General features: G+C 63.4%; 22 protein-coding genes. 15 read left to right on the plus strand and 7 right to left on the minus strand.

The features are described from left to right. Positions 1–129: 129 nt before the first annotated feature. Positions 130–3,078 (minus strand): DNA polymerase I, encoded by a 2,949-nt coding sequence (polA, locus tag NKH43_RS05080; RefSeq protein WP_023718926.1) that lies wholly within the window; start codon positions 3,076–3,078, stop codon positions 130–132. A 445-nt stretch (positions 3,079–3,523) separates the two neighbouring features. Here polA and NKH43_RS05085 point away from each other — a divergent pair, with 445 nt between their 5' ends. The 6 genes from NKH43_RS05085 to NKH43_RS05110 all read left to right on the plus strand — a co-directional run bounded on the left by NKH43_RS05085 (position 3,524) and on the right by NKH43_RS05110 (position 9,663). Next, a complete protein-coding gene (locus NKH43_RS05085) occupies positions 3,524–4,909 on the plus strand; it encodes a M20/M25/M40 family metallo-hydrolase (protein WP_023718927.1) in 1,386 nt (461 codons plus the stop codon). A gap of 103 nt (positions 4,910–5,012) precedes the next feature. Further along, complete coding sequence (locus NKH43_RS05090; RefSeq protein ID WP_031193995.1) at positions 5,013–5,633, plus strand: ribonuclease D; 621 nt, start codon at positions 5,013–5,015, stop codon at positions 5,631–5,633. 43 nt (positions 5,634–5,676) lie between these two features. Continuing rightward, complete coding sequence (locus NKH43_RS05095; protein ID WP_023718929.1) at positions 5,677–5,928, plus strand: hypothetical protein; 252 nt, start codon at positions 5,677–5,679, stop codon at positions 5,926–5,928. 290 nt (positions 5,929–6,218) lie between these two features. Then, positions 6,219–8,471 carry a transglycosylase domain-containing protein gene (locus NKH43_RS05100; protein WP_023718931.1) on the plus strand — a complete coding sequence of 751 codons (2,253 nt, stop codon included), beginning with the start codon at positions 6,219–6,221 and terminating at the stop codon, positions 8,469–8,471. Between the two features lie 3 nt (positions 8,472–8,474). Continuing rightward, a complete protein-coding gene (locus NKH43_RS05105) occupies positions 8,475–8,747 on the plus strand; it encodes a hypothetical protein (RefSeq protein ID WP_023718932.1) in 273 nt (90 codons plus the stop codon). A gap of 163 nt (positions 8,748–8,910) precedes the next feature. Next, a complete protein-coding gene (locus NKH43_RS05110; protein ID WP_023718933.1) occupies positions 8,911–9,663 on the plus strand; it encodes an SDR family NAD(P)-dependent oxidoreductase in 753 nt (250 codons plus the stop codon). A gap of 114 nt (positions 9,664–9,777) precedes the next feature. Here NKH43_RS05110 and NKH43_RS05115 read toward each other — a convergent pair whose 3' ends face one another. Continuing rightward, positions 9,778–11,556: a cation:proton antiporter domain-containing protein gene (locus NKH43_RS05115; RefSeq protein ID WP_352856863.1), complete on the minus strand. Its 1,779-nt coding sequence runs from the start codon at positions 11,554–11,556 to the stop codon at positions 9,778–9,780. Between the two features lie 451 nt (positions 11,557–12,007). Here NKH43_RS05115 and NKH43_RS05120 point away from each other — a divergent pair, with 451 nt between their 5' ends. Further along, positions 12,008–12,505: a GNAT family N-acetyltransferase gene (locus tag NKH43_RS05120; RefSeq protein WP_023718935.1), complete on the plus strand. Its 498-nt coding sequence runs from the start codon at positions 12,008–12,010 to the stop codon at positions 12,503–12,505. Between the two features lie 420 nt (positions 12,506–12,925). On the opposite strand, the gene NKH43_RS05125 is transcribed toward NKH43_RS05120, so the two are convergent. Then, the gene (locus NKH43_RS05125) at positions 12,926–13,375 is read right to left on the minus strand and encodes a baeRF12 domain-containing protein (protein WP_023718936.1); all 450 of its coding nucleotides are present in this window, start codon (positions 13,373–13,375) and stop codon (positions 12,926–12,928) included. 441 nt (positions 13,376–13,816) lie between these two features. Between NKH43_RS05125 and cysG the strand changes: the two genes are divergently transcribed. The 6 genes from cysG (at position 13,817) to NKH43_RS05155 (ending at position 19,563) form a co-directional block, all read left to right on the plus strand. Next, positions 13,817–15,268 carry a siroheme synthase CysG gene (cysG, locus tag NKH43_RS05130; protein WP_352592662.1) on the plus strand — a complete coding sequence of 484 codons (1,452 nt, stop codon included), beginning with the start codon at positions 13,817–13,819 and terminating at the stop codon, positions 15,266–15,268. Further along, positions 15,265–15,570 (plus strand): DUF2849 domain-containing protein, encoded by a 306-nt coding sequence (locus tag NKH43_RS05135; RefSeq protein WP_023718938.1) that lies wholly within the window; start codon positions 15,265–15,267, stop codon positions 15,568–15,570. Before cysG ends, NKH43_RS05135 begins: the two co-directional genes overlap by 4 nt. 73 nt (positions 15,571–15,643) lie before the next feature. After that, on the plus strand, positions 15,644–17,314 hold the full coding sequence (locus tag NKH43_RS05140; RefSeq protein WP_023718939.1) for a nitrite/sulfite reductase: 1,671 nt from the start codon (positions 15,644–15,646) through the stop codon (positions 17,312–17,314). After that, a complete protein-coding gene (locus NKH43_RS05145) occupies positions 17,289–18,053 on the plus strand; it encodes a phosphoadenylyl-sulfate reductase (RefSeq protein WP_023718940.1) in 765 nt (254 codons plus the stop codon). Before NKH43_RS05140 ends, NKH43_RS05145 begins: the two co-directional genes overlap by 26 nt. Positions 18,054–18,268: 215 nt before the next feature. Then, the gene (locus NKH43_RS05150; RefSeq protein WP_352856865.1) at positions 18,269–18,805 is read left to right on the plus strand and encodes a DUF934 domain-containing protein; all 537 of its coding nucleotides are present in this window, start codon (positions 18,269–18,271) and stop codon (positions 18,803–18,805) included. 137 nt (positions 18,806–18,942) lie between these two features. Continuing rightward, positions 18,943–19,563 carry a DJ-1/PfpI family protein gene (locus NKH43_RS05155; RefSeq protein WP_352483597.1) on the plus strand — a complete coding sequence of 207 codons (621 nt, stop codon included), beginning with the start codon at positions 18,943–18,945 and terminating at the stop codon, positions 19,561–19,563. Between the two features lie 146 nt (positions 19,564–19,709). Here NKH43_RS05155 and NKH43_RS05160 read toward each other — a convergent pair whose 3' ends face one another. Both NKH43_RS05160 and NKH43_RS05165 read right to left on the minus strand, forming a co-directional pair. Continuing rightward, entirely contained in the window at positions 19,710–20,732 is a 1,023-nt protein-coding gene (locus tag NKH43_RS05160; RefSeq protein WP_352483596.1) for a fatty acid desaturase, read from the minus strand. A 121-nt stretch (positions 20,733–20,853) separates the two neighbouring features. Continuing rightward, complete coding sequence (locus NKH43_RS05165) at positions 20,854–21,057, minus strand: hypothetical protein (RefSeq protein WP_023718943.1); 204 nt, start codon at positions 21,055–21,057, stop codon at positions 20,854–20,856. Positions 21,058–21,294: 237 nt separating this feature from the next. Here NKH43_RS05165 and grpE point away from each other — a divergent pair, with 237 nt between their 5' ends. Continuing rightward, on the plus strand, positions 21,295–21,930 hold the full coding sequence (gene grpE / locus NKH43_RS05170) for a nucleotide exchange factor GrpE (protein WP_023675250.1): 636 nt from the start codon (positions 21,295–21,297) through the stop codon (positions 21,928–21,930). Positions 21,931–22,050: 120 nt separating this feature from the next. On the opposite strand, the gene NKH43_RS05175 is transcribed toward grpE, so the two are convergent. Continuing rightward, positions 22,051–22,830, minus strand: coding sequence for a quercetin 2,3-dioxygenase (locus tag NKH43_RS05175; protein ID WP_352856868.1), 780 nt, complete (start codon positions 22,828–22,830; stop codon positions 22,051–22,053). Between the two features lie 53 nt (positions 22,831–22,883). After that, positions 22,884–23,534, minus strand: a complete 651-nt coding sequence (locus NKH43_RS05180) for a TetR/AcrR family transcriptional regulator (protein WP_352483594.1) — start codon at positions 23,532–23,534, stop codon at positions 22,884–22,886. A gap of 76 nt (positions 23,535–23,610) precedes the next feature. On the opposite strand from NKH43_RS05180, the gene NKH43_RS05185 reads away from it, so the two are divergent. After that, the gene (locus tag NKH43_RS05185; RefSeq protein WP_023718946.1) at positions 23,611–24,243 is read left to right on the plus strand and encodes a trimeric intracellular cation channel family protein; all 633 of its coding nucleotides are present in this window, start codon (positions 23,611–23,613) and stop codon (positions 24,241–24,243) included. Positions 24,244–24,251: the final 8 nt, after the last annotated feature.

The following is a 24,251-nucleotide window of genomic DNA, read 5'->3' on the forward strand; positions in this document are numbered from 1 at the left end:
GGCTCAAAGGCCCAAAGAGGGGTCGGTCTCCCGTCCGCCACCGCACCTGCTTTCATAGCAGAGTCGGCAAGGAATAAGTTACAAGGGGGCGCGACGAATCGCTACAGAATGCAGTTGATCGGCCCCGCCCTAATGCGCCTCTTCCCAGTTGTTGGCGGCGCGGGCGTCGACGTGCAGCGGCACCGACATCGATACCGCCGGCATGGCGGCGTTCTCCATGACGTGGCAGACGACGGGAATCGTCGCCTCGACCTCGGCTTCGGCCGTCTCGAAGACCAGTTCGTCATGCACCTGCAGCAGCATGCGGGCGGAAAGCTTCGCCTTCTCCAGCGCCTCGTCCATGCGGATCATGGCGCGACGGATGATGTCGGCGGCGGTGCCCTGCAGGCGTGCGTTGATCGAGGCGCGCTCGTTGAACGCCCGGATCGAGGGGTTTGACGATCTGATCTCCGGGTAGTGGATGCGGCGGCCGAAGATGGTCTCGACGAAGCCGTGCTCGCGCGCATAGGCCTTGGTGGCGTCGATATAGTCGCGGATGCCGGGGAAGCGCTCGAAATATTTCTTGATGTAGTCACCGGCTTCTTCGCGTGCGATCGACAGCTGGTTGGCGAGGCCAAAGGCCGAAATGCCGTAGATGATGCCGAAATTGATCGCCTTGGCACGGCGGCGCACTTCCGAAGGCATGCCCTCGACCGGCACGTTGAACATTTCCGAGGCGGTGATGGCGTGGATGTCGGCGCCGTCGGCGAAGGCCTGCTTGAGCTGCGGGATTTCGGCGACATGGGCGAGCACGCGCAATTCGATCTGGCTGTAGTCGGCGGAAACCAGCTTGTTGCCCTTGTCGGCGATGAAGGCCGTCCTGATCTTTCGCCCCTCGACGGTGCGCACCGGGATGTTCTGCAGATTGGGATCCGAGGACGACAGCCGTCCGGTCGTCGTCGCGGCAAGCGCGTAGGAAGTGTGGACGCGCTTGGTGTCGGGATGGATGAAGCCGGGCAGCGCATCGGTATAGGTCGATTTCAGCTTGGTCAGCTGGCGCCAGTCGACGATCTTACGCGGCAATTCGTGGCCTTCGGCGGCGAGGTCTTCGAGAAGCTGCGCCGAGGTCGACCACTGGCCGGTCTTGGTTTTCGCACCGCCGGGCAGGCCCATCCTGCCGAACAGGATGTCGCCAAGCTGTTTTGGCGAGCCGATGTTGATGTGCTCGCCGACCAGCTGGTAGATCTCGTCCTCGAGCCGCGCCGCACCTTGTGCCAGTTCGCCGGAGAGCCGCGACAGGATCTGCCGGTCGACGGAGATGCCGCGTTGTTCCATCCGTGCCAGGACTGGCACCAGCGGCCGTTCCAGCCGTTCATAGACCGAGACCAGGCCCTTGGCGGCAAGGCGTGGCTTCAGCACCTGCCAGAGCCTGAGCGCGACGTCGGCGTGCTCGGCGCCGTAAGCCGTCGCCTTGCCGAGGTCGGCCTGATCGAGGCCGACGAAGTTTCTTCCCGAACCGGCCAGTTCCTTCAGCGGAATGGTCGCGTGGCCGAGCCATTTATCGGCCAGCGCCTCCAGGCCATGGCCACCATGGGTGCCGGCCTCGAGCACGTAGGAGATCAGCATGGTGTCGTCATAGGGGCCGATCTCGATGCCATGACGGCTCATGACGACGAGGCGGTATTTCATGTCGTGCACGATCTTGAGGACAGATTTGTCCTCGAGCAGCGGCTTGAGCAACGCTAGTGCGTCGCGGATCGAGATCTGGTTGTCGACCGCGCCGCCGCCGAGCAGGTCGCCATTGCCGTTTTTATGGGCAAGCGGCACGTAAGCGGCATGGCCAGGCGCGACGGCCATGGCAAGGCCGATCAGTTCGGCCCGCATCGGATCGGGCGAGGAGGCCTTAACGTCGAAGGCGACGATGCCTCTCTCCATCGCCTCGGCGATCCAGGCCTTCAGCGTCGCGGCGTCGCGGATGCAGGCGTAGGCGCCGGTGTCGATCTTGCGGGCGGTCGCAGCCTCCAGGCGAAGCGCCGAAAGCAGCGATGGGGTGTCGCCTTGCCTGGCTGCGGCCGGGGCTTCGAGTGCCGCTTCGTCCGACGGCGGTGCGCTCTCGGCGGCCGCGGGCACGCCAAAACCCATATCGGGGCCATGCGCGGTATCGGCACGCTCTATCGTCACGGCAGTGGCCGCAACGTCGCCCGCGTCGGTTCCGGTCGCTTCGGCGACGCGGCGGGTCAGCGTCGAGAATTCCATGGTCTTGAGAAAGCCGATCAGCCTGGGACCGTCCGGCGCGTGCAACACGAATTCGTCAAGCCCTTCGGTCACCGGCACGTCGTTCTTCAGCGTCACCAGATCACGCGAAATGCGCGCCTTGTCGGCGTTGGCGATGATCGATTCGCGCCGCTTGTCCTGCTTGATCTCGCCGGCGCGGGCGAGCAGCGTATCGAGGTCGCCGAACTGTTCGAGCAATTGCGCCGCCGTCTTCGGCCCGATGCCGGGCACGCCTGGCACATTGTCGACCGAATCGCCGGTCAGCGCCTGCAGGTCGATCATTTTCTGCGGCGGCACGCCCCACTTCTCGATCACCTCGGGAACGCCGATCTGGCGGTCCTTCATCGGGTCGTACATGGCAACCGTTGGGCCAACCAGTTGCATCAAATCCTTGTCGGAAGAGATGATGGTGGTGTCGGCGCCGGCTTCGCAGGCAAGCCGGCAATAGGTGGCGATCAGGTCGTCGGCCTCGTAGCCTTCCGTTTCGATGCATGGCAGGTTGAAGGCCCTGGTCGCCTGACGAATCAGGCCGAATTGCGGGATCAAATCTTCCGGCGGCGCCGAGCGGTTGGCCTTGTATTCGGGGTAGAGGTCGTTGCGGAAGGTTTTCGACGAATAGTCGAAGATCACGGCGAAATGCGTCGGCACGATGCCGACATCGGTGTTGCGGGCGTCCTGCGTCAGCTTCCAGACCATGTTGCAGAAGCCGAGCACGGCACTGGTCGGCAGCCCGTCGGACTTGCGCGTCAGCGGCGGCAGTGCGTGATAGGCGCGGAAGATGTAGCCGGAGCCGTCGATAAGGAAGAGATGATCGCCTTTTTTCATGGCACGAGGGATAGCGCGGCGCAGCGCCGCGGTCCATGCCAAAGGCGGCTTGTGGCAAGCGTTCCGGCAACACCCTGACAAATGGCGCGAGATCGGCCGACCCATGAGGGCTTGGCCGGAGCTTTGTTCGCTCACGCCTATGTTACGAAAGTGTAATTTTTGTGCCCTTGAATCGCCACGTTCGCAGACACAGATAAATGCCATCGGCAGTTTTCGCCGAAGTCCGGAGCAAGGCCCGTCCCCCGCCTATCCCGGACACTTGCGGCAGCCTATCCCCCCTCTCCGGGCTGCCGCATCGTTTCGAGTAAGGCCGCCGTGGTTCCCCCTCCACCACGGCGGCATTTTTTTGCCTTTCGACCCGATCCTGCCCGTGGCCCAACGGTCGCGGGCTTTTCGTTTGGCCGCATGGGCTCTAGATTCGCCGCCAGAATCGAAAGGCCCGCCTATGTCCGCAGTTTCCCCTGTCCTCGACCGCCTCGACAAGAACTTCGACCAGAGCCTGGAACGCCTGTTCGGCCTGCTCGGCATCAAGTCGATCTCCACCGATCCGGACTACGCGGCCGACTGCCGCAAGGCCGCTGAATGGCTGGTCGCCGAGCTCAAGCTGATCGGCTTCGACGCCAGCGTGCGCGACACGCCGGGGCATCCGATGGTGGTCGCGCATCACGACGGGCCGGCAGGCGCGCCGCATTTGTTGTTTTACGGCCATTACGACGTCCAGCCGGTCGATCCGGTCGAGCTGTGGGAAAGCGACCCGTTCGCACCGGCGGTCAAGGAGATCGAGCCCGGCCACAAGGTGATCACCGGCCGCGGCGCGGCCGACGACAAGGGTCAGCTGATGACTTTCGTCGAGGCTTGTCGCGCGTGGAAGCAGGTGTATGGCGGATTGCCGTGCCGCATCACGATCCTGTTCGAGGGCGAGGAGGAGTCCGGATCGCCGTCGCTGAAACCGTTTCTCGAACCGAATGCGGATGAGCTCAAGGCCGATTTCGCGCTGGTCTGCGACACCGGCATGTGGGACCGCGATACGCCCTCGATCTGCGTCTCGCTGCGCGGGCTGGTCGGCGAGGAGATCACGGTGACGGCCGCCGACCGCGACCTGCATTCCGGGCTCTATGGCGGTGCGGCCGCCAATCCGATCCGCATCCTGGCAAAAATCCTGGCCGACATCCACGATGAGGATGGTCACGTCACCATTCCGGGTTTCTATGACGGCGTCGAGGAAACGCCCTCGCAGATATTGCAGTCGTGGCTGTCGCTGGGCGAGACCGCCGAGACCTTCCTCGGCCCGATCGGCCTGTCGATTCCGTCCGGCGAAAAGGGCCGCTCGGTGCTCGAACTGACCTGGGCGCGCCCGACGGCCGAGTTCAACGGCATCATCGGCGGCTATACCGGCAAGGGCTTCAAGACGGTGATCGCCGCGCAAGCCTCGGCAAAAGTCTCCTTCCGCCTCGTCCACAAACAGGATCCGGCAAAAATCCGCGCCGCCTTCCAGGCATTCGTCAGGCAGCGCGTTCCGGCCGACTGCTCGGTCGAATTCCATCCGCACGGCGCCTCGCCGGCGATCCAGCTTTCCTACGACTCGCCCTTTCTCGCCAAGGCCAAGCAGGCGCTGTCCGACGAGTGGCCGAAGCCGGCGGTGGTGACCGGCAGCGGCGGCTCGATCCCGGTGGTCGGCGATTTCCAGACCTATCTCGGCATGGAATCGCTGCTGGTCGGTTTCGGTCTTGACGACGACCGCATCCACTCGCCGAACGAGAAGTACGAGATGAGCTCTTTCCACAAGGGCCAGCGCTCCTGGGCGCGCATTCTCGAGGCGCTGACACGCTGAAATTGCGTCACAATCAACTTTGTGTTGATTTTTCACCGGATCACGGCAAGGACGGGCACGGCCCGTCGCGTATCGCTGCACGGGGCCGCGACCGGAGAAGACGATGAGCGACATACGTTTCCACAAAAACGATTTGCCCGGCCTGCTGCATTACGATGTCGGGGCGGTCGCTATCGACACCGAGACGCTCGGGCTGAACCCGCATCGCGACCGGCTCTGCGTCGTGCAGATCTCACCGGGCGACGGCTCGGCCGACGTCATCCAGATCGCGCCCGGCCAGAGGAAGGCGCCGAACCTCGTCAGCCTGCTGAAGAATCGCAGCATCACCAAGCTCTTCCACTACGGCCGCTTCGATCTCGCCGTACTCTACAACGCCTTTGGCGTCATGCCGGAGCCGGTGTTCTGCACCAAGATCGCGTCGCGGCTGACGCGCACCTACACCGACCGGCACGGGCTGAAGGACATCTGCTTCGAGCTTCTCGGGGTCGGCCTGTCGAAGGCGCAGCAATCCTCGGACTGGGCGGCCGAGACGCTGTCGCCCGAGCAGCTCGAATATGCCGCCTCCGACGTGCTCTACCTGCACCGGCTGCGCGACGTGCTGAGCGCGCGGCTGGCGCGCGACAACCGGACCAGGGAGGCCGATGCCTGCTTCCGCTTCCTGCCGACGCGTGCGAAACTCGACCTGATGGGCTGGGATGAAGAGGATATCTTCGCCCACAGCTAATGGCCCTCTGGCACTTTAACGCCATCGGCCGGGAGGAATTGAAATGGCTGCGCGAAAACCAATCGAAACGGCACCGAAGGACGGCTCCAAGGTCACCGTCTACTGGCAGGACAGCGACGGCGTGATTAACGAGAGCATCGCGCAATACCGTTCGCTCGACCGGCTGAAGGCGGCCGGCGGCGACTGGGACGAAAGCGACGCCGGCTGGTGGGCCTATACGGACGGCCATACGCAAAAGAAGATCGAACCGATCAGCTGGCGGCCGGCCTCCGACGACCCGGACGCGGACGACTGAGGGTTGTCGCAACCGCCGACCTGAAGTGATTATTCTGAGGCGAAGCGTATTTTGTTCTTGCTTTGTGCCGGCAGCTATGCTACTAATTCCACTATGGTGCTCATTGGCGCCAACGACCCGCCCGCCGAGGCGGGTTTTTCGTTTCGGCTTTGGCGCTGTCGCGGGCCGCGCGTGCTTCGCAAGTGATTGAATACAGTTTACTTCGATTTTTCCCGACTTAACCCGCCCTTAAATCGCCGCATCTAGTCTTCAACCCGAACGCCATAGGCATGGGGAAGACAGCACAGCGCATGGCGAACCGGAAAGACAGCCGCATCGAGCCCAGCTTCGAGGCATCGCCGGGGGCGAGATCCTCGGCCGGTTTTTCGGTGAGCGAGGAGGACCGCGTCGTGCCGAACAACCGCAAAGCCGCCGCAAAGCGCAAATCGACCAAGGCCAAGCCGTCACGCGGCGGGCGCGGCAAAGGCCGGCGCGGCGCGTTCGGCGTGCTTGGCCGGCTGTTCTACTGGTGCTTCGTGCTGGCCATCTGGGGCGGTATCGCCACTGCCGGCATCGTCGTCTATTACGGCGCGAAAATGCCGGCGGCCACCACCTGGGCCATTCCCGACCGCGCCCCCAACATCAAGATCGTCTCGGTCGACGGCCAGCTGCTTGGCAATCGCGGCATGAGCGGCGGCGAGGCCGTCGGCCTGCACGAAATGTCGCCCTATATTCCCGAGGCCGTCATCGCCATCGAAGACCGCCGCTTCTATTCGCATTTCGGCATCGACCCGATCGGCCTTTCCCGGGCAATGATGACCAATGTGCTCGGCGGGCATTTTTCGCAGGGCGGCTCGACGCTGACCCAGCAGCTGGCCAAGAACCTGTTCCTGACGCCGGACCGCACGCTGGAGCGCAAGGTGCAGGAAGTGCTTTTGGCGCTGTGGCTCGAGCACAAGCATACGAAGGACCAGATCCTCGAAATGTACCTCAACCGGGTCTATTTCGGCTCGGGCGCCTATGGCGTCGAAGCGGCCTCGCGCCGCTATTTCGGCAAGAGCGCGCGCGACGTCACGCTGTCGGAGGCGGCACTTCTCGCCGGTCTGCTCAAGGCGCCGTCGCGGCTGTCGCCGGCACGCGACCCGAAGGCGGCCGAGCAGCGCTCGCAGCTGGTGCTCGCCGCGATGCGCGACGAGGGCAAGATAAGCGCCAAGGAGATGACCACGGCGATGAGCGCGCCGGCGACGCGCGCGCCGTCCTACTGGACCGGCTCGGAAAACTATGTCGCCGATACGATCATGGAAGAACTGCCCGACCTGATCGGTGACGTGCGCCGCGACATCGTCGTCGACACGACCGTCGATCTGACGCTGCAGAAGCTCGCCGAGCAATCGATCCGCCGGCTGATCGACCAGAGCGGCAAGAAGCTCAATGTCAGCCAGGGCGCGCTGGTGTCGATCGACAATTCCGGCGCGGTGCGCGCCATGGTCGGCGGCTATGATTATTCGACCAGCCAGTTCGACCGCGCCTCGGAAGCGCGCCGCCAGCCGGGCTCGGCGTTCAAGCCGTTCGTCTATATGGCGGCGCTGGAATCCGGCCGTACGCCGGACAGCGTGCGCAATGACGCGCCGATCAAGATCGGCAACTGGACGCCCGACAATTACGGCGGCAAATATTTCGGCAAGGTGACGCTGGCGACGGCGCTGGCAAAATCGCTGAACTCGGTGGCCGCGCAGTTGACTATGGAAGTAGGGCCGAACGCGGTAGTCGAGGCGGCGCACCGCATGGGCATCCAGTCAGAGCTGACGGCCAACACTTCGATTGCGCTGGGCACCTCGGAAGTGACGCCGCTGGAACTGACCTCGGCCTATGTTCCCTTCGCCAATGGCGGTTACAAGCCGGACATCCATTTCATCCGCCGGGTCACGACGAGCGACGGCAAGGTGCTCTACGAAAACAATGGCGGCGGTGCGCCGCGCGTCGTCAAGCCCGATGTCGTCGGCATGATGAACTCGATGATGACCGGCACGGTCGAGATCGGCACGGCCAGGAAGGCGGCGTTCGCCTGGCCGGCGGCCGGCAAGACCGGCACCAGCCAGAACTCGCGCGACGCCTGGTTCATCGGCTATACCGCCAACCTCACCACCGGCGTCTGGTTCGGCAATGATGACGGCAGCGCGATGAAGAAGGTCACCGGCGGCGCCTTGCCCGCGCAGGCCTGGCACGAGTTCATGGTCGCCGCGCATGAGGGCGTGCCGGTGCGGCCGCTGCCCGGAACCTGGAAATCGACGCCGCCCGACACCGTCGTCCCGGACGAGATACCGGCCGACACGGCACCGCCGGCGCCGGTCGCGTCCGTTGGCCAATCGGCGCCGCCTGCGGCAGCTACGCAGCCCGCTTCGCGTCCCGTGCGCCCTGCTGAGACGGTCGATGCCGGCGGCCTTGCCATGCCGGGCGTCGACAGTGCCACCGGATCGATCAAGCATCCGGTGCCGCCCGGCGAAGTTGGCGGCCCGGTCAAGAAGCGGCAGACCTCGATCCTGGACATTCTGGGCGGAGGTTAGGCGATGTCCGGTGAACCGGCCAAGCCGGCTGACGTCAAAGGATACAAGCGTCTAAGCACGTGGCAGTGGCTCTTGCTGCTCGGGATGACCGTTTGTGTCGTGGTCATTCGGCATCTGCCGTATCTCTATTTCCCCAATCCGGCATACCTCGATCAGGAAAGAATCGGAGCGGTATACGGCTCCGTCATCATGGGTCTTTTGTTGCCTTATGGGGTGGCCTGGGGCGTTGCGCGTCTGGCCGGGCGCTCGCGTGGCGCGTTCTTAGGGGTTATCTGAACGTTGGCGGCTCTGGTCTTTGTTCTCAATCTCGGCCTGTATGTGCAGTGTCCGACCTGCTATTGAACGGTTGCCAGCAGCCACGCAACCGGCCCTGTGATCTTCTGGCGGCCTCTCGTCATTGTAACCATATTCGGTTAGATCACGCGCCGGAGACCGCGACATGGCTGAACCCGACACCAGAAAAACCATCGTGCTGACCGGCGCCAGCCGTGGCATCGGCCATGCCACGGTCAAGCGCTTTTCACGCGAAGGCTGGCGCGTCATCACCTGCTCGCGTCAGGCCTTTGCCGAGGACTGCCCGTGGCCGGCCGGCCCGGAAGACCACATCAAGGTCGATCTCGCCGACCAGGAAGATGTCGGCATCGCCATCTCCGAGATCCGCCACCGGCTCGAGGCCCATGGCGGGCAGTTGCACGCGCTGGTCAACAATGCCGGCATCTCGCCGAAGCTCAAGGACGGCAACAGCCGCATGAACTCGATCGACACGCCGATGCATGTCTGGCGCGACGTCTTCCAGGTGAATTTCTTCGCGCCGATCATGCTGGCGCGGGGCCTGTTCAAGGAGCTGGCGTCAGCCAAGGGTTCGATCGTCAACGTCACCTCGATCGCCGGCACCCGCGTGCATCCTTTCGCCGGCACCGCCTACGCGACCTCGAAGGCGGCACTCGGCTCGCTGACGCGCGAGATGGCGCATGATTTCGGTCCGCACGGCATTCGCGTCAACGCCATTGCGCCGGGCGAGATCGACACCGCGATCCTGTCGCCGGGCACGGAAAAAATCGTCGAGACCATTCCGCTGAGGCGGCTCGGCACCACCGCGGAAGTCGCCGACATCATCTTCTTCCTGTGCTCGCAGCAGGCGTCCTACGTGACCGGCTCGGAAATCCACATCAACGGCGGCCAGCACGTTTGAGCGGTTGGTTTTGATCAATCGTTGACGCTGCCCCTCATCCCCCTGCCGGGACCTTCTCCCCGTGAAGAACGGGGAGAAGGGGCTTGACCGCTACGCTGGCGGGGCAGCGCAGGCTTAGGCTGCCGTGGGCGCTTTCGGTGCTGCCAAAACCTCCTCGACGATCCCGCGGGCGATCTCGCGTTCACCCATGATGACGGTGTCGGCACCAAGGCCCTTGAGGTGCTCGACCTCGGCATCGGAATGGGCGCGGGCGATGATCTCGATTGTCTGATTGGCGGCGCGGGCGCGCAGCACGACCTGCCCGGCCTCGAAGGCGTTGGGGATGGCCAGGATCAGCCGCTTCGCGCCCTCGGCATTGGATGCGGCGAACACGTCGCCATTCGCCGCGTTGCCGGCCACGGTTTCGACGCCTTCGGCCTTGAGCTTCGCCAACGTCTTGTCGGCATCCTCGATGACGAGGAAGGGCAGGGCGGCCTGCTTCAGCGACGCGCCGACGAGGCTGCCTACGCGGCCGTAGCCGATCAGGATGGTGTGGCCGGTCAGCCTCGTCCTGGGCGGCGGGCCATCCTCCTTCGCGGGCGCCGCGACCGAAGCCACCTGGCCGGGTTCGGTCGCCGGGCCGATCGGCCTTGCTTCGCCGGACGGCGCCGTCCTGCCGGCGCGTGCTTCCAGCCAGGGTTTCATCCGGTCGGCGGCAAGAAACATCAGCGGATTGAGGACGATCGACAGGATGGCGCCGGCGAGGATGAGGTCGCGACCTTGTTCGGGCAGCAGTTTCAGCCCGACGCCGAGTTCGGCCAGGATGAACGAGAATTCGCCGATCTGGGCAAGGCTTGCCGAAATCATCAATGCCGTTGCGACCGGATAGCGGAAAACGACGACGATGACGAAGGCTGCCAGCGACTTGCCGATAACGATGATGGCCAGCGTGGCCAGGATCGGCCAGCCATTGCTGATCAGGCTGAACGGGTCGAACAGCATGCCGACCGAAACGAAGAACAGCACGGAAAAGGCGTCGCGCAGCGGCAGCGATTCCTCGGCCGCCCGATGGCTGAGTTCGGATTCGCTCATGATCATGCCGGCGAAGAAAGCGCCGAGAGCCAGCGACACGCCGAACAGCTTGGCCGCGCCGAAGGCGACGCCAAGCGCAATCGCAAGCACCGCCAGCCGGAACAGTTCGCGCGATCCGGTATGGGCGACGTAGTGCAGGATCCAGGGGATAAGCCGGCGGCCGACCACCAGCATGACCACGACAAAGGCCGCGACCTTGGCCAGTGTGATGCCGACGACGCCCCAGACGCCGTAGCTCGCCGGCAGCGACAGCAGACCGCCGGAGCGCACCTCCACCTGCTCCTGGCCGCCGAGCACGCCGGCCAATGCCGGCAAAAGCACCAGCGCCAGCGCCAGCACCATCGCCAGATCCTCGACGATCAGCCAGCCGACAGCGATGCGGCCACGCTCGGTCTCGATCAGCCGCCGCTCCTGCAGCGCGCGCAACAGCACCACGGTCGAGGCCACGGAAAGCGCCAGGCCGAAGACCAGCCCGGCGCCCATCGACCAGCCGAGCATCCAGGCGAGGCCGGCGCCAAGGGCTGTCGCGAAGCCGATCTGCACGATGGCGCCGGGCACGGCGATGGCGCGGACCGACAACAGGTCCTTCAGCGAGAAATGCAGGCCGACGCCGAACATCAGCAGGATGACGCCGATCTCGGCCAGTTCATTGGCGAGGCCGGCATCGGCAACGAAACCCGGCGTGTTCGGTCCAACCAGAACGCCGGCGATGAGATAGCCTACCAGCGGCGGCACGCGAAAACGGTTGGCAAGTGCGCCGAAGACGAAAGCCAGCCCCAGACCGGCAACGATGGTGGCGATAAGGGGCGTGTCATGCGGCATTGTCTATGGAGCGCCTTCAGGAATTGCCATGTCGGACGTGCGCCGCCCGAAAGCCGCCGCCTCGGCAGTATGGGGGCTCGGACAGTCGCGAGACAACCCGCAATCCCCATGAAATCGATGGCAAAGAAGCAAAAGGCAGAGAGCCGGTAAGCGTTGCCACCCGGCGCGGCCTGCTCTAGGCAGGCGATTGATACGGAAAAGGGCTTATCCCGTTCGCGCAGGCAGACGCTGCTAATTGTGCATTGATAGAACTGAGATTCATCCGTTAGCAGACCGAAGCGGTCCTCGGGATGGAAGATGGGTGCGACGCATCAGGCACGATTCGCCAACCCGTGTCCTGTCAGATCGTGGCAGCCTCCTACTGCGCCACAGGCGTTTTTGAAGCCGGGCGCTTGCGGATGAGACAATCTTCGACAAAGACTTTGGGAAAGCGGAGAACCTTGGAGGAAGTATGGTTGAAATCGCCAATACAGCCGCAGAGCACATTGAGAGTTTCCATGCGGCTCTCGACGTTGTCGCGCGGGAGCGAAAATACCTGACCATGCTTGAAGCGTTCCCGCTTCCTGAGACACGCGATTTCGTTTTGAATATGATTAAGCAGCGAAACCCGCATATCGTGGCGACGGAAGGAGACCGCGTTGTGGGATGGTGCGACATCACCCGCCATTTCTTTCCATCTCACGCTCATCGCGGAAGTTTAGCGATAGGAATCATACCCGATTATCGTGGACAAGGATTGGGCCGTCGCCTTATCACCGCCGCCTTAGAAAAGGCTCGGCAAGAAAACTTCGTTCGCGTTGAACTCTCGGTCCACGCCGATAATAGCCGGGCCATAACGCTGTATGAGAAAACTGGTTTCGTTACGGAAGGTGTCCTCAGGCGTAGTGTTTGCATTGATGGTCGCTATGTCGACACCATCTGCATGGCCGTGATGCTCGACGGTCAATGACGATGCTGGCGCATCCCGACCGACAGTACGTTTTGTCGCCGTGATCCGGCCCCCGGTCAGCTTTGAACCGATTGGAACGTGGCGAAGGAGGCCCATTTCGACATCTTCCGGAGCGAGGCTTGGAGGGTGAACGTGCCGCCTTGTGTTTCTCTCCTCACCCTTGCGTCGGGGTGGGAGGGCGGAACGCTGCCCCTCATCCGCCTACCGGCACCTTCTCCCCGTAAGTGACAGGGAGAAGGGGCTTGGACGCAACGCTGGCAGCCCCCTCTCCCCGTCTTTCACGGGGGTCCGAAGGACGGGCGAGACAAGCGGCTCGCCCCGGAATGGGTAAGGGTGAGGGGCAGCACAAACCTGATGCGATTGCCCTGGGCTGCTTCAGCCTCACGATCAATAAGGAATGTACGCACCGCCGATGCCCGATCAGGTCGCCTGCAGCAGGCTCTCGATATCGGGTATGCTGTGGTTGGTCAGCGTCTTTGGAATTTCGGCCGTTATCTTGTCGGTGACCTCCTTGTGCAGTTTCCGGCGCATGTCGCCCAGCACTGGCGGCGGTGCGATCAGCACGATCTCCTTGAAGGTGCCGCGATGCGCGAGCTTGTAGAGCCGGTCGGCAATCTCGTCGGCAAAACGCTCCTTGCCGAGGCGGTGCCAATCGGTGTCCTCGACCGCACTGCGGTGGACGGAAGGGCCGTCGCTGTAGCGGCCGGGGCGGTCCGTGCCTTGCTCTCGGGTTGCCGGATTTTCCTGCTCCATCTCGTGCACGACCTGAAGGTCGGGATATTGGACGTCTCCACGGTTCTCGAGGAACAGCGCCTTTTCGCCATCTGCCACCACGATCCACAGTCCGCGTTTCAGTCTGACGTTGCTCATGGGGCGCTCCTTTTTGATTTTTCAAGCCCATAGCCGGGCCTTTGCCGCAGGGGCATGACCGGGCTTGGCCCTATAGAGCAAACGCGTGCCGAGGCGTGAATGTTCCGGTACTCGGACCCGGTATCTCCGACAGGAGCCGGCGAGAGCGCCAGGCTGTCTTTGATGGCTCGGCTGGCATGCGGCGGCTTTAATCTACTAAATTGGTAGAAATTGGAAAAATCTGTTTTGTGGCTGGCTCGGCAAGCCGCTAGAAAGGCAGCGGATCAAGGGCCGCAACAGCAGCTTCAATCCGCTCCGCATCTGAATGTGGAATATTTTTCTCTTGGCCGTTATGCTTGCAGAAAAGAGATTGCCTGCTACGAAGCGATGCGCGAGTGGGTGCCTTCTGGTTTTTCGCGGCCCCGCGTAGAACTGGCAAACGGTTCCAGGATTCCGCTCGTCATGCCGCAAGCCAAGCCTAAGCTCAATGCCTTTCCCGTCTTCATGCGGGTCGAGGGCGAAGCCGTCGCCATCGTCGGCGGCGGCGAGGAAGCGCTGGCCAAGGCGCGGCTGCTCGCTCAGTCGAGCGCTGTGCTGCGCATCGTCAGCGATGCCGCAAGCGCCGATCTGCTGGCCTGCATCGCCGAGACGGGCGCCACCCACATTGCCGACGCCTATAATGCAGCACATCTCAATGGTGCGGTGATGGTGTTTGCCGCCAGCGGCGATGAGGCGCTCGACCGCCGCGTTGCCGGGGATGCGCGCCGGCTGGGCATTCCGGTCAATGCCGTCGACCGGCCGGAGCTCTGCGATTTCTTCACGCCGGCACTGGTCAACCGCGCGCCGGTCGCCATTGCCATCGGCACGGAAGGTGCCGGCCCGGTGCTTGCGCAGATGCTGCGCAGCCGCATCGACCGCATGCTGTCGCCCTCGCTCGGGCCGCTCGCGGCACTTGCCGCGTCGTTTCGCGGCGCCGCCGAAAAGCTGCTGCCGAAGGGCAATGCCCGCCGCCGCTTCTGGAGCGATTTCTTTGGCGGCGCGCCGGCCCGTGCCGTGGAGGCCGGCGAGCTTTCGCAGGCGCATGATGCCGCCGTCGGCCTGCTGCTTTCGAACGAACCGGCATCGGGCCATATCGCGCTTGTAGGCGCCGGTCCCGGCGCCGAGGACCTTTTGACGCTGCGCGCCCATCGCCTGCTGATGGAAGCCGACGTGATCGTCCATGACGCGCTGGTGCCGGAGGCCATCGTCGCCATGGGCCGCCGCGATGCCGAACGCCTGCCGGTCGGCAAGCGCAAGGGCTGCCATTCCAAGAGCCAGGCCGAGATCAATGCGCTGCTGGTCGAGCTTGGCCACGCCGGCAAGCGCGTCGTGCGGCTGAAGTCCGGCGACCCGCTGGTGTTCGGCCGGGCCGGCGAGGAGATGGCGGCACTTCGCGATGCCGGCGTCGCCTACGAAGTGGTTCCGGGCGTCACCGCGGCCTTCGCCGCCGCCGCCGATTTCGAACTGCCGCTGACGTTGCGCGGCGTGTCGTCGTCGATGGTGTTCACCACCGGCCACGACCTCAAGGGAAATTCGCTGCCCGATTGGGCAAAGCTCGCCATTTCGGGCGCGACGGTCGCCGTCTATATGGGGCGCTCGGTCGCCGCCGAGGTCGCCGGCCGGCTGATCGAAGCCGGCCTGTCGCCGGACACGGCCGTCGCCGTGGTCGAGAATGCCAGTCTTGCCAACCGCCGCCGTTTCCACGGCACGCTCGCCGACCTGCCGTCGCTGGAGGCGCGCGCCGACCTCAGCGGCCCGGTGATGACGATCATCGGCGACGCCGTCGCCGGCGCCAATTTCGAACGGTCCGAGCCGCTGGCCGCACACAGGCAGGACAGCGTGGCCCGTGCTGCCGCGGAAGGAGTGAACCAATGAAAGTGCTGACCGCGAACCGTCTCGCCGACGGCATAGCCGTCTGGTACGCCAATGGCGGCTGGGCCGAGATCATCGACCATGCCGACATCGCCCATGACAAGGCGGCCGAGGACCGGCTGGAGGCGATCGGCGCCAAGGCCTCCGCCGACAATGAGGTGGTCGACGTCAATCTGATCGACGTGACTGTGGTCAACGGCACTGTCGAGGCGGTCCGGCTGCGCGAAAAGATCCGTGCCGCCGGCCCGACCACCCGCCACGATCTGGGCAAGCAGGCCCGTCCGCAGGCCGCACGCGCGGCATAGATGACACAAGCATGATCCCGATCGTGCTCGAACGAAGAAAATAACGGGCGGACGCGCCCGGAAAGACCTGAAAATGTACCGTTACGATGAGTTCGACCACGATTTCGTCAAGGCCCGCGTCGCCGAGTTCAGCGACCAGGTCGCACGGCGGCTTGCCGGCGAGATCACCGAGGACCAGTTCCGGCCGCTTCGGCTGATGAACGGCGTCTATCTACAGCTGCATGCCTATATGCTGCGCATCGCCGTGCCCTACGGCACGCTGAACAGCAAGCAACTGCGTATGCTCGGCCACATCGCACGCAAATACGACAAGGGTTATGGGCATTTCACGACCCGCCAGAACATCCAGTTCAACTGGCCGGCGTTGTCGGACATCCCGGCGATCCTGGCGGACCTGGCAAGCGTCGAGATGCACGCCATCCAGACCAGTGGCAACTGCATTCGCAACGTCACCGCCGACCACTTCGCCGGCGCCGCCGCCGACGAGGTTGCCGATCCGCGCCCCTATGCCGAAATCCTGCGGCAATGGTCGTCGGTGCATCCGGAGTTTTCGTTCCTGCCGCGAAAATTCAAGATCGCGGTGACCGGCGCCGAGCGCGACCGCGCCGCCATCCAGACGCATGACATCGGCCTGCATCTGAAGAAGAACGCCGCCGGCGAGCTTGGTTTCGCCGTCTATGTCGGCGGCGGCCAGGGCCGCACGCCGATGGTGGCCAAGAAGATCCGCGACTTCCTGCCCGAAGCGGATCTGTTGTCCTACTGCACGGCGATCCTGCGCGTTTACAACCTCTACGGCCGTCGCGACAACAAGTTCAAGGCGCGCATCAAGATCCTGGTCCACGAGACCGGCGTCGAGGAGATCACCCGCCAGGTCGAGGCCGAATGGCAGGAGTTGAAGGACGCCGAGCTGAGGCTGCCGGAAGAAGACATCCGCGCCATCGACGCCTATTTCGCGCCGCCGGCGCTTGTCGATCGGCCGGAAGGCGACGAGGCGGTCAAGCTTGCCCGACTCGACTCGAAGAGCTTTTCCGAATGGCTGGACCAGAATGTGGTCACCCATCGCCATCCCGACTACGCGGCGGTGACCATCTCGCTCAAGGGCATTGGCGAGACGCCCGGCGACGCCTCCGACAGCCAGATGGAAGCGGTCGCAGACATTGCCGAAAAATATTCCTTCGACGAGCTGCGCGTCAGTCACGAGCAGAACCTGATCCTGCCGCATGTCGCGCGTGCCGACCTCAAGGCGGTCTATGACGCGCTTGTCGATATCGGGCTGGCGACGGCCAATTCCAACCTGATCAGCGACATCATCTCCTGCCCCGGCCTCGATTATTGCGCGCTGGCGACAGCGCGTTCGATTCCCGTGGCACAGGAAATCTCGCGGCGCTTCGCCTCGCTGGAGCGCCAGCGCGAGATCGGCGAATTGAAGCTGAAGATTTCCGGGTGCATCAATGCCTGCGGCCATCACCATGTCGGCCATATCGGCATCCTCGGCGTCGAGAAGAAAGGCGCCGAGCTCTACCAGGTGACGCTCGGCGGCTCGGCCGACGAGAACACCTCGGTCGGCGAGATCATCGGCCGCGGCTTCAGTTCGGAAGAGATCACCGATGCCATCGAGCAGATCGTCGAGACCTATCTCGGGCTTCGGCTGGACAGAAACGAAAGATTTATCGACGCCTACCGCCGTGTCGGTCCCGCGCCGTTCAAGGAGGCGCTCTATGCTGGCGAAACCAAGGCCGCTTGACCGGATCATCGACGTCGAGGCCGGCATCGCCGCCGAAGCGGCGGGTCTCGACGCGCTCTATGGCCATCTAAAGCCGCTGGAGATTATCGAGCGGTCGGCCCGGGAATTCTTTCACGGCGAAATCGCCGCCGTCTCGTCCTTCGGCGCGGATTCGGCGGTGCTGCTGCACATGATCGCGGAGATCGACCGCACGCTGCCGGTGATCTTTCTCGACACCGGCAAGCATTTCGAGGAAACGCTCGGCTATCGTGACGCGCTGGTCGCCGATTTCGGGTTGACCGATATCCGGGTGATCAGGCCCGACGATGCGGCGCTGGCAAGGATCGACCCGACCGGCAATCTGAACGAGACCGATACCGACGCCTGCTGCGACGTGCGCAAGGTCGAGCCGCTGGCGCGCGGCGTCGAGCCGTTCCGCGCCTGGTTCACCGGACGCAAGCGCTTCCAGGCCGCGACCCGGGCAGCGCTTCCGGTGTTCGAGGCGGTCGGCTCGCGCATCCGCATCAATCCGCTGGCGCACTGGACGACATCAGACCAGGCCAGCTACATGCGCGCACATGCGCTGCGTGAAAACCCGCTCGTCGCCTATGGCTATCTGTCGATCGGCTGTTTCCCTTGCACGCAGCCGGTGCAGCCGGGCGACGACGCGCGCAGTGGCCGCTGGGCCGGGCACGCCAAGACCGAATGCGGCATCCATTTGTCGGGGCTGGAGAAGTCGCTGACCGATGCCTCACTTTAGGATATATTGATATTCAGGGGATGCCGGCCTGCAAACGGCGGCTTCCTACGCTTCCGGCGCTCACGTACCCAAAAGTACGCTCCGCTCCGGTTCTCGGAAGCCACGCAGTTTGGTCGCTTCGCGCCCGCCTTCGGCTCCGGCTCGGCCTGACCTGAATCTCAACACCCCCTGAGGTGTTTTGCACTTTAGAACCTTGTGGACTTGGGAATTTCTTGATGAGCGAATTGATAGCGGAAAACGCCACCCGGCTGTGGACGCCGAATGGTTTTTGCGAGGACGAGTGGGTTCATGCCGAAAGCGCCGAGGCGCTGGTCGGCAATGGCCGCTTCATCCTGCCGCTGCAGGCGTTTCTCGGCCTCGATCGGGAGGTGCGGCAGTCGGCGAAGGAACGCATCGGCGTGCTGCTGCAGCCCGGCGATCAGCTCGAGAAGATCGCCGGCCTGCTCGACCAGCTGTCGCTGGTGGCGCTGGCCTTCCCGGCGTTCAATGACGGCCGCTCGTTCTCCAAGGGCGAATTGCTGCGCAGCCGTTACCATTTCACCGGCGCCATGCGCGCCACCGGGCAGGTGCTTATCGACCAGCTGCCGCACATGCTGCGCCTCGGCTTCGACGAATTCGAGATCTCGCACCCGGTGCTGCTGAAGCGGCTCGAGCAAGGCCGCACCGGCGGACTGCCGCTGTTCTACCAGCCGGCGGTGAAGCCGGAGGCCAAAGGCCCGAAATATTCCTGGCGGCGGGTGCGCGCCAGCTGATCTGCTCCAGGGGACCAGAAGCACGATCTGGTCGGACCACATTGCCGATTCGATCTTTTATTTTGCCCGTCCCCGTCTTAGGATAGGTCCATTATTTTGCGATCCGAATAAATGTGGCCACAAGGGAGGAACCGGGTATGGCTGGCAAGAAGATATTGATGCTCGTTGGCGAGTTCAGCGAGGAATACGAGATTTTCGTCTTTGAACAGGCCATGCATGCGGTGGGCCATACGGTCCATGTCGTTTGCCCCGACAAGAAGGCCGGCGACATCCTGAAGACCTCGTTGCACGACTTCGAAGGCCACCAGACCTATACGGAAAAGCTCGGCCACGACTACATCCTCAACAAGACGTTTTCCGAGGTCAACCCGGCCGAATACGACGCCGTCTACGCGGCGGGCGGGCGCGGGCCGGAATATATCCGCATCGACAAGCGCGTGCAGGCGCTGGTGCGGCATTTCCATGAGGCCGGCAAGCCGATCTTCACCATCTGCCACGGCGTGCAGATCCTGATCGCGGTCGACGGCGTGGTGCGCGGCAGGGAAGTCGCGGCGCTGCAATATTGCGAGCCGGAAGTCACGCTGGCCGGGGGCATCTATATCGATGTTGCGCCGACCGGTGCCCATGTCGACGGCAATCTGGTGTCGGCCAAGGGCTGGCCGGGCCTTGCCGCCTTCATGCGCGAATGTCTGAAAGTGCTGGGCACCGAGATTCGCCAGGGAGAGATCCTGATGCGCGACCAACGCCAGGCGGCTTAAGCTCGGAATTTGGAGCCGCCGCGCCCCTAATGCATGTCGCGCAAAAGTGTGCAGCGGTTTTGCGATAACGGCATGCATAAACAAGAACTTAAAGCGCGTCGCATGAGGCCGGTCGAGCGCGACGCGCTTTAGGTGCGGCGGTGCGTCTACACGGCCATCCGCGCTTCGCGGAACGAGACCAGCTTGCTGCGGCTCTCGTCCCATAGCGCCAGCTTGACGCAGCGCAGGCTGTCGAGAAGCGTGACGCGGCCGATCTCACGCAACTCCGGATAGTCCCTCAGCACTTCCGGAAGCCGGTAACACGGCACTTTGGCCGAGAGGTGGTGCACATGGTGGACGCCGATATTGCCGGTGATCCAGTTCAGAACCGGCGGCAGGTCGTAATAGGACGAGCCGTGCAGGGCAGCGTGCTGGAATTCCCACTCGGAGTCCTTTGTCCACTCCGTTTCCTCGAACTGATGCTGGACGTAGAACAGCCAGATGCCGGCCGATCCGGCGAGAATGACGATCGGCAGATGCACGACCAGGAACGCGCCGGGGCCGACGAACCAGATGAGCAGAGCGGCGATGACGGCGATGGCGAGGTTGGTGGACATCGACGACACCCAAGGGGTGAGGCCGCCCCGCATCATGCCCAAGGGCAGTCTCTGCTCGAAAATGAAAATCCATATCGGACCAAGGCCAAACATCACCAGCGGATGGCGATAGAGGCGATAGGCGAGCCGGCGCCGCCACGACAGTTGCCGGTATTCGGCGACGGTCAGTGTCTTGATGTCGCCGGTGCCGCGCTCGTCGAGATTGCCGGCGCTGGCGTGATGGGTTGCGTGGGCGCGGCGCCAGCAATCGTAGGGCGTCAGCGTCAGCACGCCAAGGACGCGGCCGATCCAGTCGTCGGCATAGCGATTGGCAAAGAAGGAGCCGTGACCGCAATCGTGCTGGATCATGAAGATTCGCACCAGAAAGCCGGCGGCCGGAAGGATGAGGACCAGACCCCACCAATGGCCATAGGCATAGGCGGCCGAGGACAGCGCCCATAACGTGGCGAAAGGGATGAGGGTGATGGCGAGTTCGACAGCGCTGCGACGTCTGTCGGGCTTTTTATAGCGCGACAGGATTTTCAACCAGGCGCGCTTGCTGTTTGCCACAGCTTCGGGGGAAATCATGTTCATCATGAAACATAGGCGGAGCAGGGCGCTGCCGCAAGACGGAGATCACGCAAAGTTACTGCGCGTAAATGTCGCGCGATGGCAACCGGCCACAATTGCCGGTCGCGTCCCTGGCAACGGCGCGCTACCGACGGCGCCCGCCTGCGACCACCTTGGCTTCCACGCCGTCCAGGCGGTCGAGCAATTCCTTCAGACGGTCGGGAATATCGGACTCGGTGCGGAAGGCCGGCAAGGTGCGCAGAAAGCGCTTGGTCGCTTCGGTGCCGAGCTGGCGCCGGATATCGGCGGCGAGCCCGTTGCGTTTTTCGCCGTTCCTGCGGGGCATCATCTCAAAATCCTGTGTCGGCTTCGAAACTCTTCCAAGGGAGGAATGGTTCCCGCATTGTAGTAGCCTGGCAAGCAAAGCCGGCGGTTACGGTAAAGTTTGAATTAAAATCGAAAGGTTTGCGCCGTCCGCCATCAAGCCGCAACAGCGGCTGCAGTATCGCTTGCCCCTTGATTTTTGGCCGCTAAACCTCGATATCGGGCGCAAATCCACACCATTTGAAAATGACGGGAAACGGCGATGAGCGACCAGGCAAAAGACGAACGCGCGCCCGATGAAGCCGAGAAGACCGAGGCTGCCGCGGAGCCAAGGGAAGGCGGCGTCGACGGCGACTATGAAGCGCTTGTGCGGCTTCTGAAGGAAAACGAAGAGCTGAAGGATCGCGCGCTGCGCGTGGCGGCCGACATGGAGAATTTGCGCCGCCGCACCGCCCGAGACGTCCACGATGCGCGCGCCTATGCGGTCGCCAATTTTGCCCGCGACATGCTGTCGGTATCAGACAATCTGCGCCGTGCGCTGGATGCCATCCCGGAGGAGGCCAAGGCGTCGGGTGATGCCGGCTTCAAGGCGCTGATCGACGGCGTCGAGATCACCGAGCGCGCCATGCTGTCGGCGCTGGAGCGCCACGGCGTGAAGAAGCTCGAGCCCGAGGGGGAGAAATTCGATCCGAATTTCCACCAGGCGATGTTCGAGGTGCCCAATCCCGACGTGCCGGCCAACACGGTCGTCCAGGTCGTGCAGCCCGGCTATTCGATCGGCGAGCGCGTGCTGCGGCCGGCCATGGTCGGCGTCGCCAAGGGCGGCCCCAAGCATGTGGCAAGCGAAGCGCCGGTGGAGCCGGGGCCGGTGAACGAGCAGGCTGAGAAGGATGCGTGAACTGGGAGTAGGGCTCCGTTAGCCAGCAACCGCCACCAAAGCGTGAGGGATGATCGACCGCCCCCAACCTATCCGATTTTCAGGGCGATCAAACAGTTCGCCGTGCAGGCTTTCCTGCCCTCAGCTCAGCAGTTCACAGCCATAGCGGCGGACCACGTCGGGGAATGTCTCCATGTCCGGCATTCCTTCGCCGTCCGGAGGAATGCGCCTGTCGGCGGTGGGCACACTGGTCGCCCTCAGAAGTTCCTCGAAACCGCCAGGCGTGAAGAAGAACAGCATCCGGGCCGGCCCACGCTTGACCGTATAGCGGTGCGGCACATCGCGTGGCCCAAAGAGAAACGAACCGGGTCCAGCCATAATCGCCTTACCGCCGATCTCGAACTCGATCTCGCCTTCCATCACCAGGAATGACTCGTCCTCGCGATGGTGCACATGCAGCGGCGCCTCACCTTCGCTCTCGAGCACTTCGATCAGCGTGAACTGGCCCGCGGTCTGGACCGCTGTCGCCTTGATCACCGCTAGCGAGCCAAGCCACCAGCGCGCCTCTCCTTCCAAGGCGTGACTGCAAAAGGCGTGGGGAGTGCTCCTGCCAGCTTCGCCGCCAGCCACGGCCGCCACAGAATGGTAGCCGACCTTGATCGAGGCGGAATTCACCATCGAGCAATAGTTTTTGATGCCGGGCAGGGAGGACCAGACCTCGCCAGCCGCCTTGGCGCTGTTCATGTCCGCCCATTCGAATATCTCCGTCCAGCCGCCTGCGGATTTGAGCAGGCGACGGTTGAGGAAACCCTTGAGCTTTCGCACCTCGTCATTCACTTCATCCCTAGTCTGCAGGAACATCTGCTCGGTGAATCCGGGCTTCAATGCAAATTCAGTGATTTCAACGACATTCGTGTCCATGACTTCCTCTCTTTGCCATCTGACCTTTGTTTCGCCTCCCGCATTCTGTTCGCTCAAGACGTGCTCGTCCGGCCTCTGCCTTTGAGCCAGCAGAGCGCCATTGTCGTTGCCGTTTCGACGGCGAGGTCCACCGTCATGCCGCGTATCCGCATGGCGTTGAACGTCGGAAAGTCGAATAGAAAGCTGATTGCCTGCACGACATCATCGCCCGGACCGTCGTGCGCCAGTGCCTCACGCACGAATCCGGCCACCATGTGTCGCAGGTATTCCTCCCATTCCCGCATGGCCGGAAGCTCGCGCTCGCGCAGGTCGCTTTCGAGATGCCGTCCGCCACGTTGGTAGAAGGCGAACAGCTCGTTGGCGACCCGGCGTAGCCGTTCTTCAGGATCGGTCGCGTCGCCGATTATCTCCGTCACTGCTTCGGGCGACGGAGGACGCAGGCGCTCCATCAGCAATTCGCCGCACGCCGGCACCAGGTCATCCAGAGTAGGAAAATGCTTGTAGACGGTGCCAACGGCGACATCGGCTTCCGTAGCGATATCCTTCCAAGTCGTGCCAAAGATGCCGTTCTGGGTGTGCAGCTTGATTGTCGCGTCGAGAATGCGCTGCCTCGTCTTGGCGAAGGCGGCAGTCCGGGAAGCCATGCTGTAGCGGCGAGGGGACATAGACGTCCACCCAAATAATTGAATGAATAATTCAATCATTTAAATTTATCTGGAGTCAATCCAGATTCGCAGGAGCCACTCGCTATTCCCCACTCGGTATTTCATTATTCCCTCCATGAACCCGATCGAGCTTCTCGACTATGCCGGCGTCGCCGTCTTCGCGGCGACCGGTGCGCTGGCCGCCTCGCGCAAACAGCTCGACATTATCGGTTACCTGTTTCTGGCTAGCGTTGCCGGCATCGGGGGCGGAACGTTTCGCGACGTCATCCTCAACGTGCCCGTGTTCTGGGTGGGAAACCGCGACTATGTGCTAATCTGTGCGGCGGTGGCGGTCGTCGTCTTCTTCAGCGCACATCGTTTCGAGTCGCGCTACAAATTGCTGCTCTGGCTCGACGCCATAGGTCTTGCCGCATTTTCGGTGATTGGCGCGGCCAAGGGGCTGACGATCACCGGGTCACCTGCAGTTTCGATCGTCACCGGCATGCTCACCGCAACCCTTGGCGGCATTCTGCGCGATCTGTTGACAGGCGAGCCTTCGGTGCTCCTGAGACCGGAAATCTACGTTACCGCAGCGCTTGCCGGCGCCGGCCTCTACACACTTGGCGATTTCGCCGGACTGCCGCCGCTTGCGTCGGGCCTGGCAGGTTTCATGGCGGCTTTCTGCGTACGCGGCGGCGCGCTGAAATTCGGCTGGGCCTTTCCGTCCTACAAAAGCAAGCCTGGCCGGCGTCCGGAAGATATTCCCTGATTTAAGGT

Origin of the sequence: Mesorhizobium sp. M1163 (genome assembly GCF_040318415.1) — a bacterium.
In the GTDB taxonomy this organism is placed as follows: Bacteria; Pseudomonadota; Alphaproteobacteria; order Rhizobiales; family Rhizobiaceae; genus Mesorhizobium.

Bases quoted from the DNA above. Each gene is read 5' to 3' on its own strand.
- NKH43_RS05145 (WP_023718940.1), top strand. From the start codon at position 17,289: ATGCTGGCGAAACCAAGGCCGCTTGACCGGATCATCGACGTCGAGGCC.
- NKH43_RS05090 (WP_031193995.1), top strand. From the start codon at position 5,013: ATGAGCGACATACGTTTCCACAAAAACGATTTGCCCGGCCTGCTGCAT.
- grpE (WP_023675250.1), top strand. From the start codon at position 21,295: ATGAGCGACCAGGCAAAAGACGAACGCGCGCCCGATGAAGCCGAGAAG.
- NKH43_RS05105 (WP_023718932.1), top strand. From the start codon at position 8,475: ATGTCCGGTGAACCGGCCAAGCCGGCTGACGTCAAAGGATACAAGCGT.
- NKH43_RS05120 (WP_023718935.1), top strand. From the start codon at position 12,008: ATGGTTGAAATCGCCAATACAGCCGCAGAGCACATTGAGAGTTTCCAT.
- NKH43_RS05125 (WP_023718936.1), bottom strand. From the start codon at position 13,375: ATGAGCAACGTCAGACTGAAACGCGGACTGTGGATCGTGGTGGCAGAT.
- NKH43_RS05110 (WP_023718933.1), top strand. From the start codon at position 8,911: ATGGCTGAACCCGACACCAGAAAAACCATCGTGCTGACCGGCGCCAGC.
- NKH43_RS05115 (WP_352856863.1), bottom strand. From the start codon at position 11,556: ATGCCGCATGACACGCCCCTTATCGCCACCATCGTTGCCGGTCTGGGG.
- polA (WP_023718926.1), bottom strand. From the start codon at position 3,078: ATGAAAAAAGGCGATCATCTCTTCCTTATCGACGGCTCCGGCTACATC.
- NKH43_RS05100 (WP_023718931.1), top strand. From the start codon at position 6,219: ATGGCGAACCGGAAAGACAGCCGCATCGAGCCCAGCTTCGAGGCATCG.
- NKH43_RS05180 (WP_352483594.1), bottom strand. From the start codon at position 23,534: ATGATTGAATTATTCATTCAATTATTTGGGTGGACGTCTATGTCCCCT.
- NKH43_RS05175 (WP_352856868.1), bottom strand. From the start codon at position 22,830: ATGGACACGAATGTCGTTGAAATCACTGAATTTGCATTGAAGCCCGGA.
- NKH43_RS05160 (WP_352483596.1), bottom strand. From the start codon at position 20,732: ATGAACATGATTTCCCCCGAAGCTGTGGCAAACAGCAAGCGCGCCTGG.
- NKH43_RS05140 (WP_023718939.1), top strand. From the start codon at position 15,644: ATGTACCGTTACGATGAGTTCGACCACGATTTCGTCAAGGCCCGCGTC.
- NKH43_RS05150 (WP_352856865.1), top strand. From the start codon at position 18,269: ATGAGCGAATTGATAGCGGAAAACGCCACCCGGCTGTGGACGCCGAAT.
- cysG (WP_352592662.1), top strand. From the start codon at position 13,817: ATGCCGCAAGCCAAGCCTAAGCTCAATGCCTTTCCCGTCTTCATGCGG.
- NKH43_RS05185 (WP_023718946.1), top strand. From the start codon at position 23,611: ATGAACCCGATCGAGCTTCTCGACTATGCCGGCGTCGCCGTCTTCGCG.
- NKH43_RS05155 (WP_352483597.1), top strand. From the start codon at position 18,943: ATGGCTGGCAAGAAGATATTGATGCTCGTTGGCGAGTTCAGCGAGGAA.
- NKH43_RS05135 (WP_023718938.1), top strand. From the start codon at position 15,265: ATGAAAGTGCTGACCGCGAACCGTCTCGCCGACGGCATAGCCGTCTGG.
- NKH43_RS05165 (WP_023718943.1), bottom strand. From the start codon at position 21,057: ATGATGCCCCGCAGGAACGGCGAAAAACGCAACGGGCTCGCCGCCGAT.
- NKH43_RS05095 (WP_023718929.1), top strand. From the start codon at position 5,677: ATGGCTGCGCGAAAACCAATCGAAACGGCACCGAAGGACGGCTCCAAG.
- NKH43_RS05085 (WP_023718927.1), top strand. From the start codon at position 3,524: ATGTCCGCAGTTTCCCCTGTCCTCGACCGCCTCGACAAGAACTTCGAC.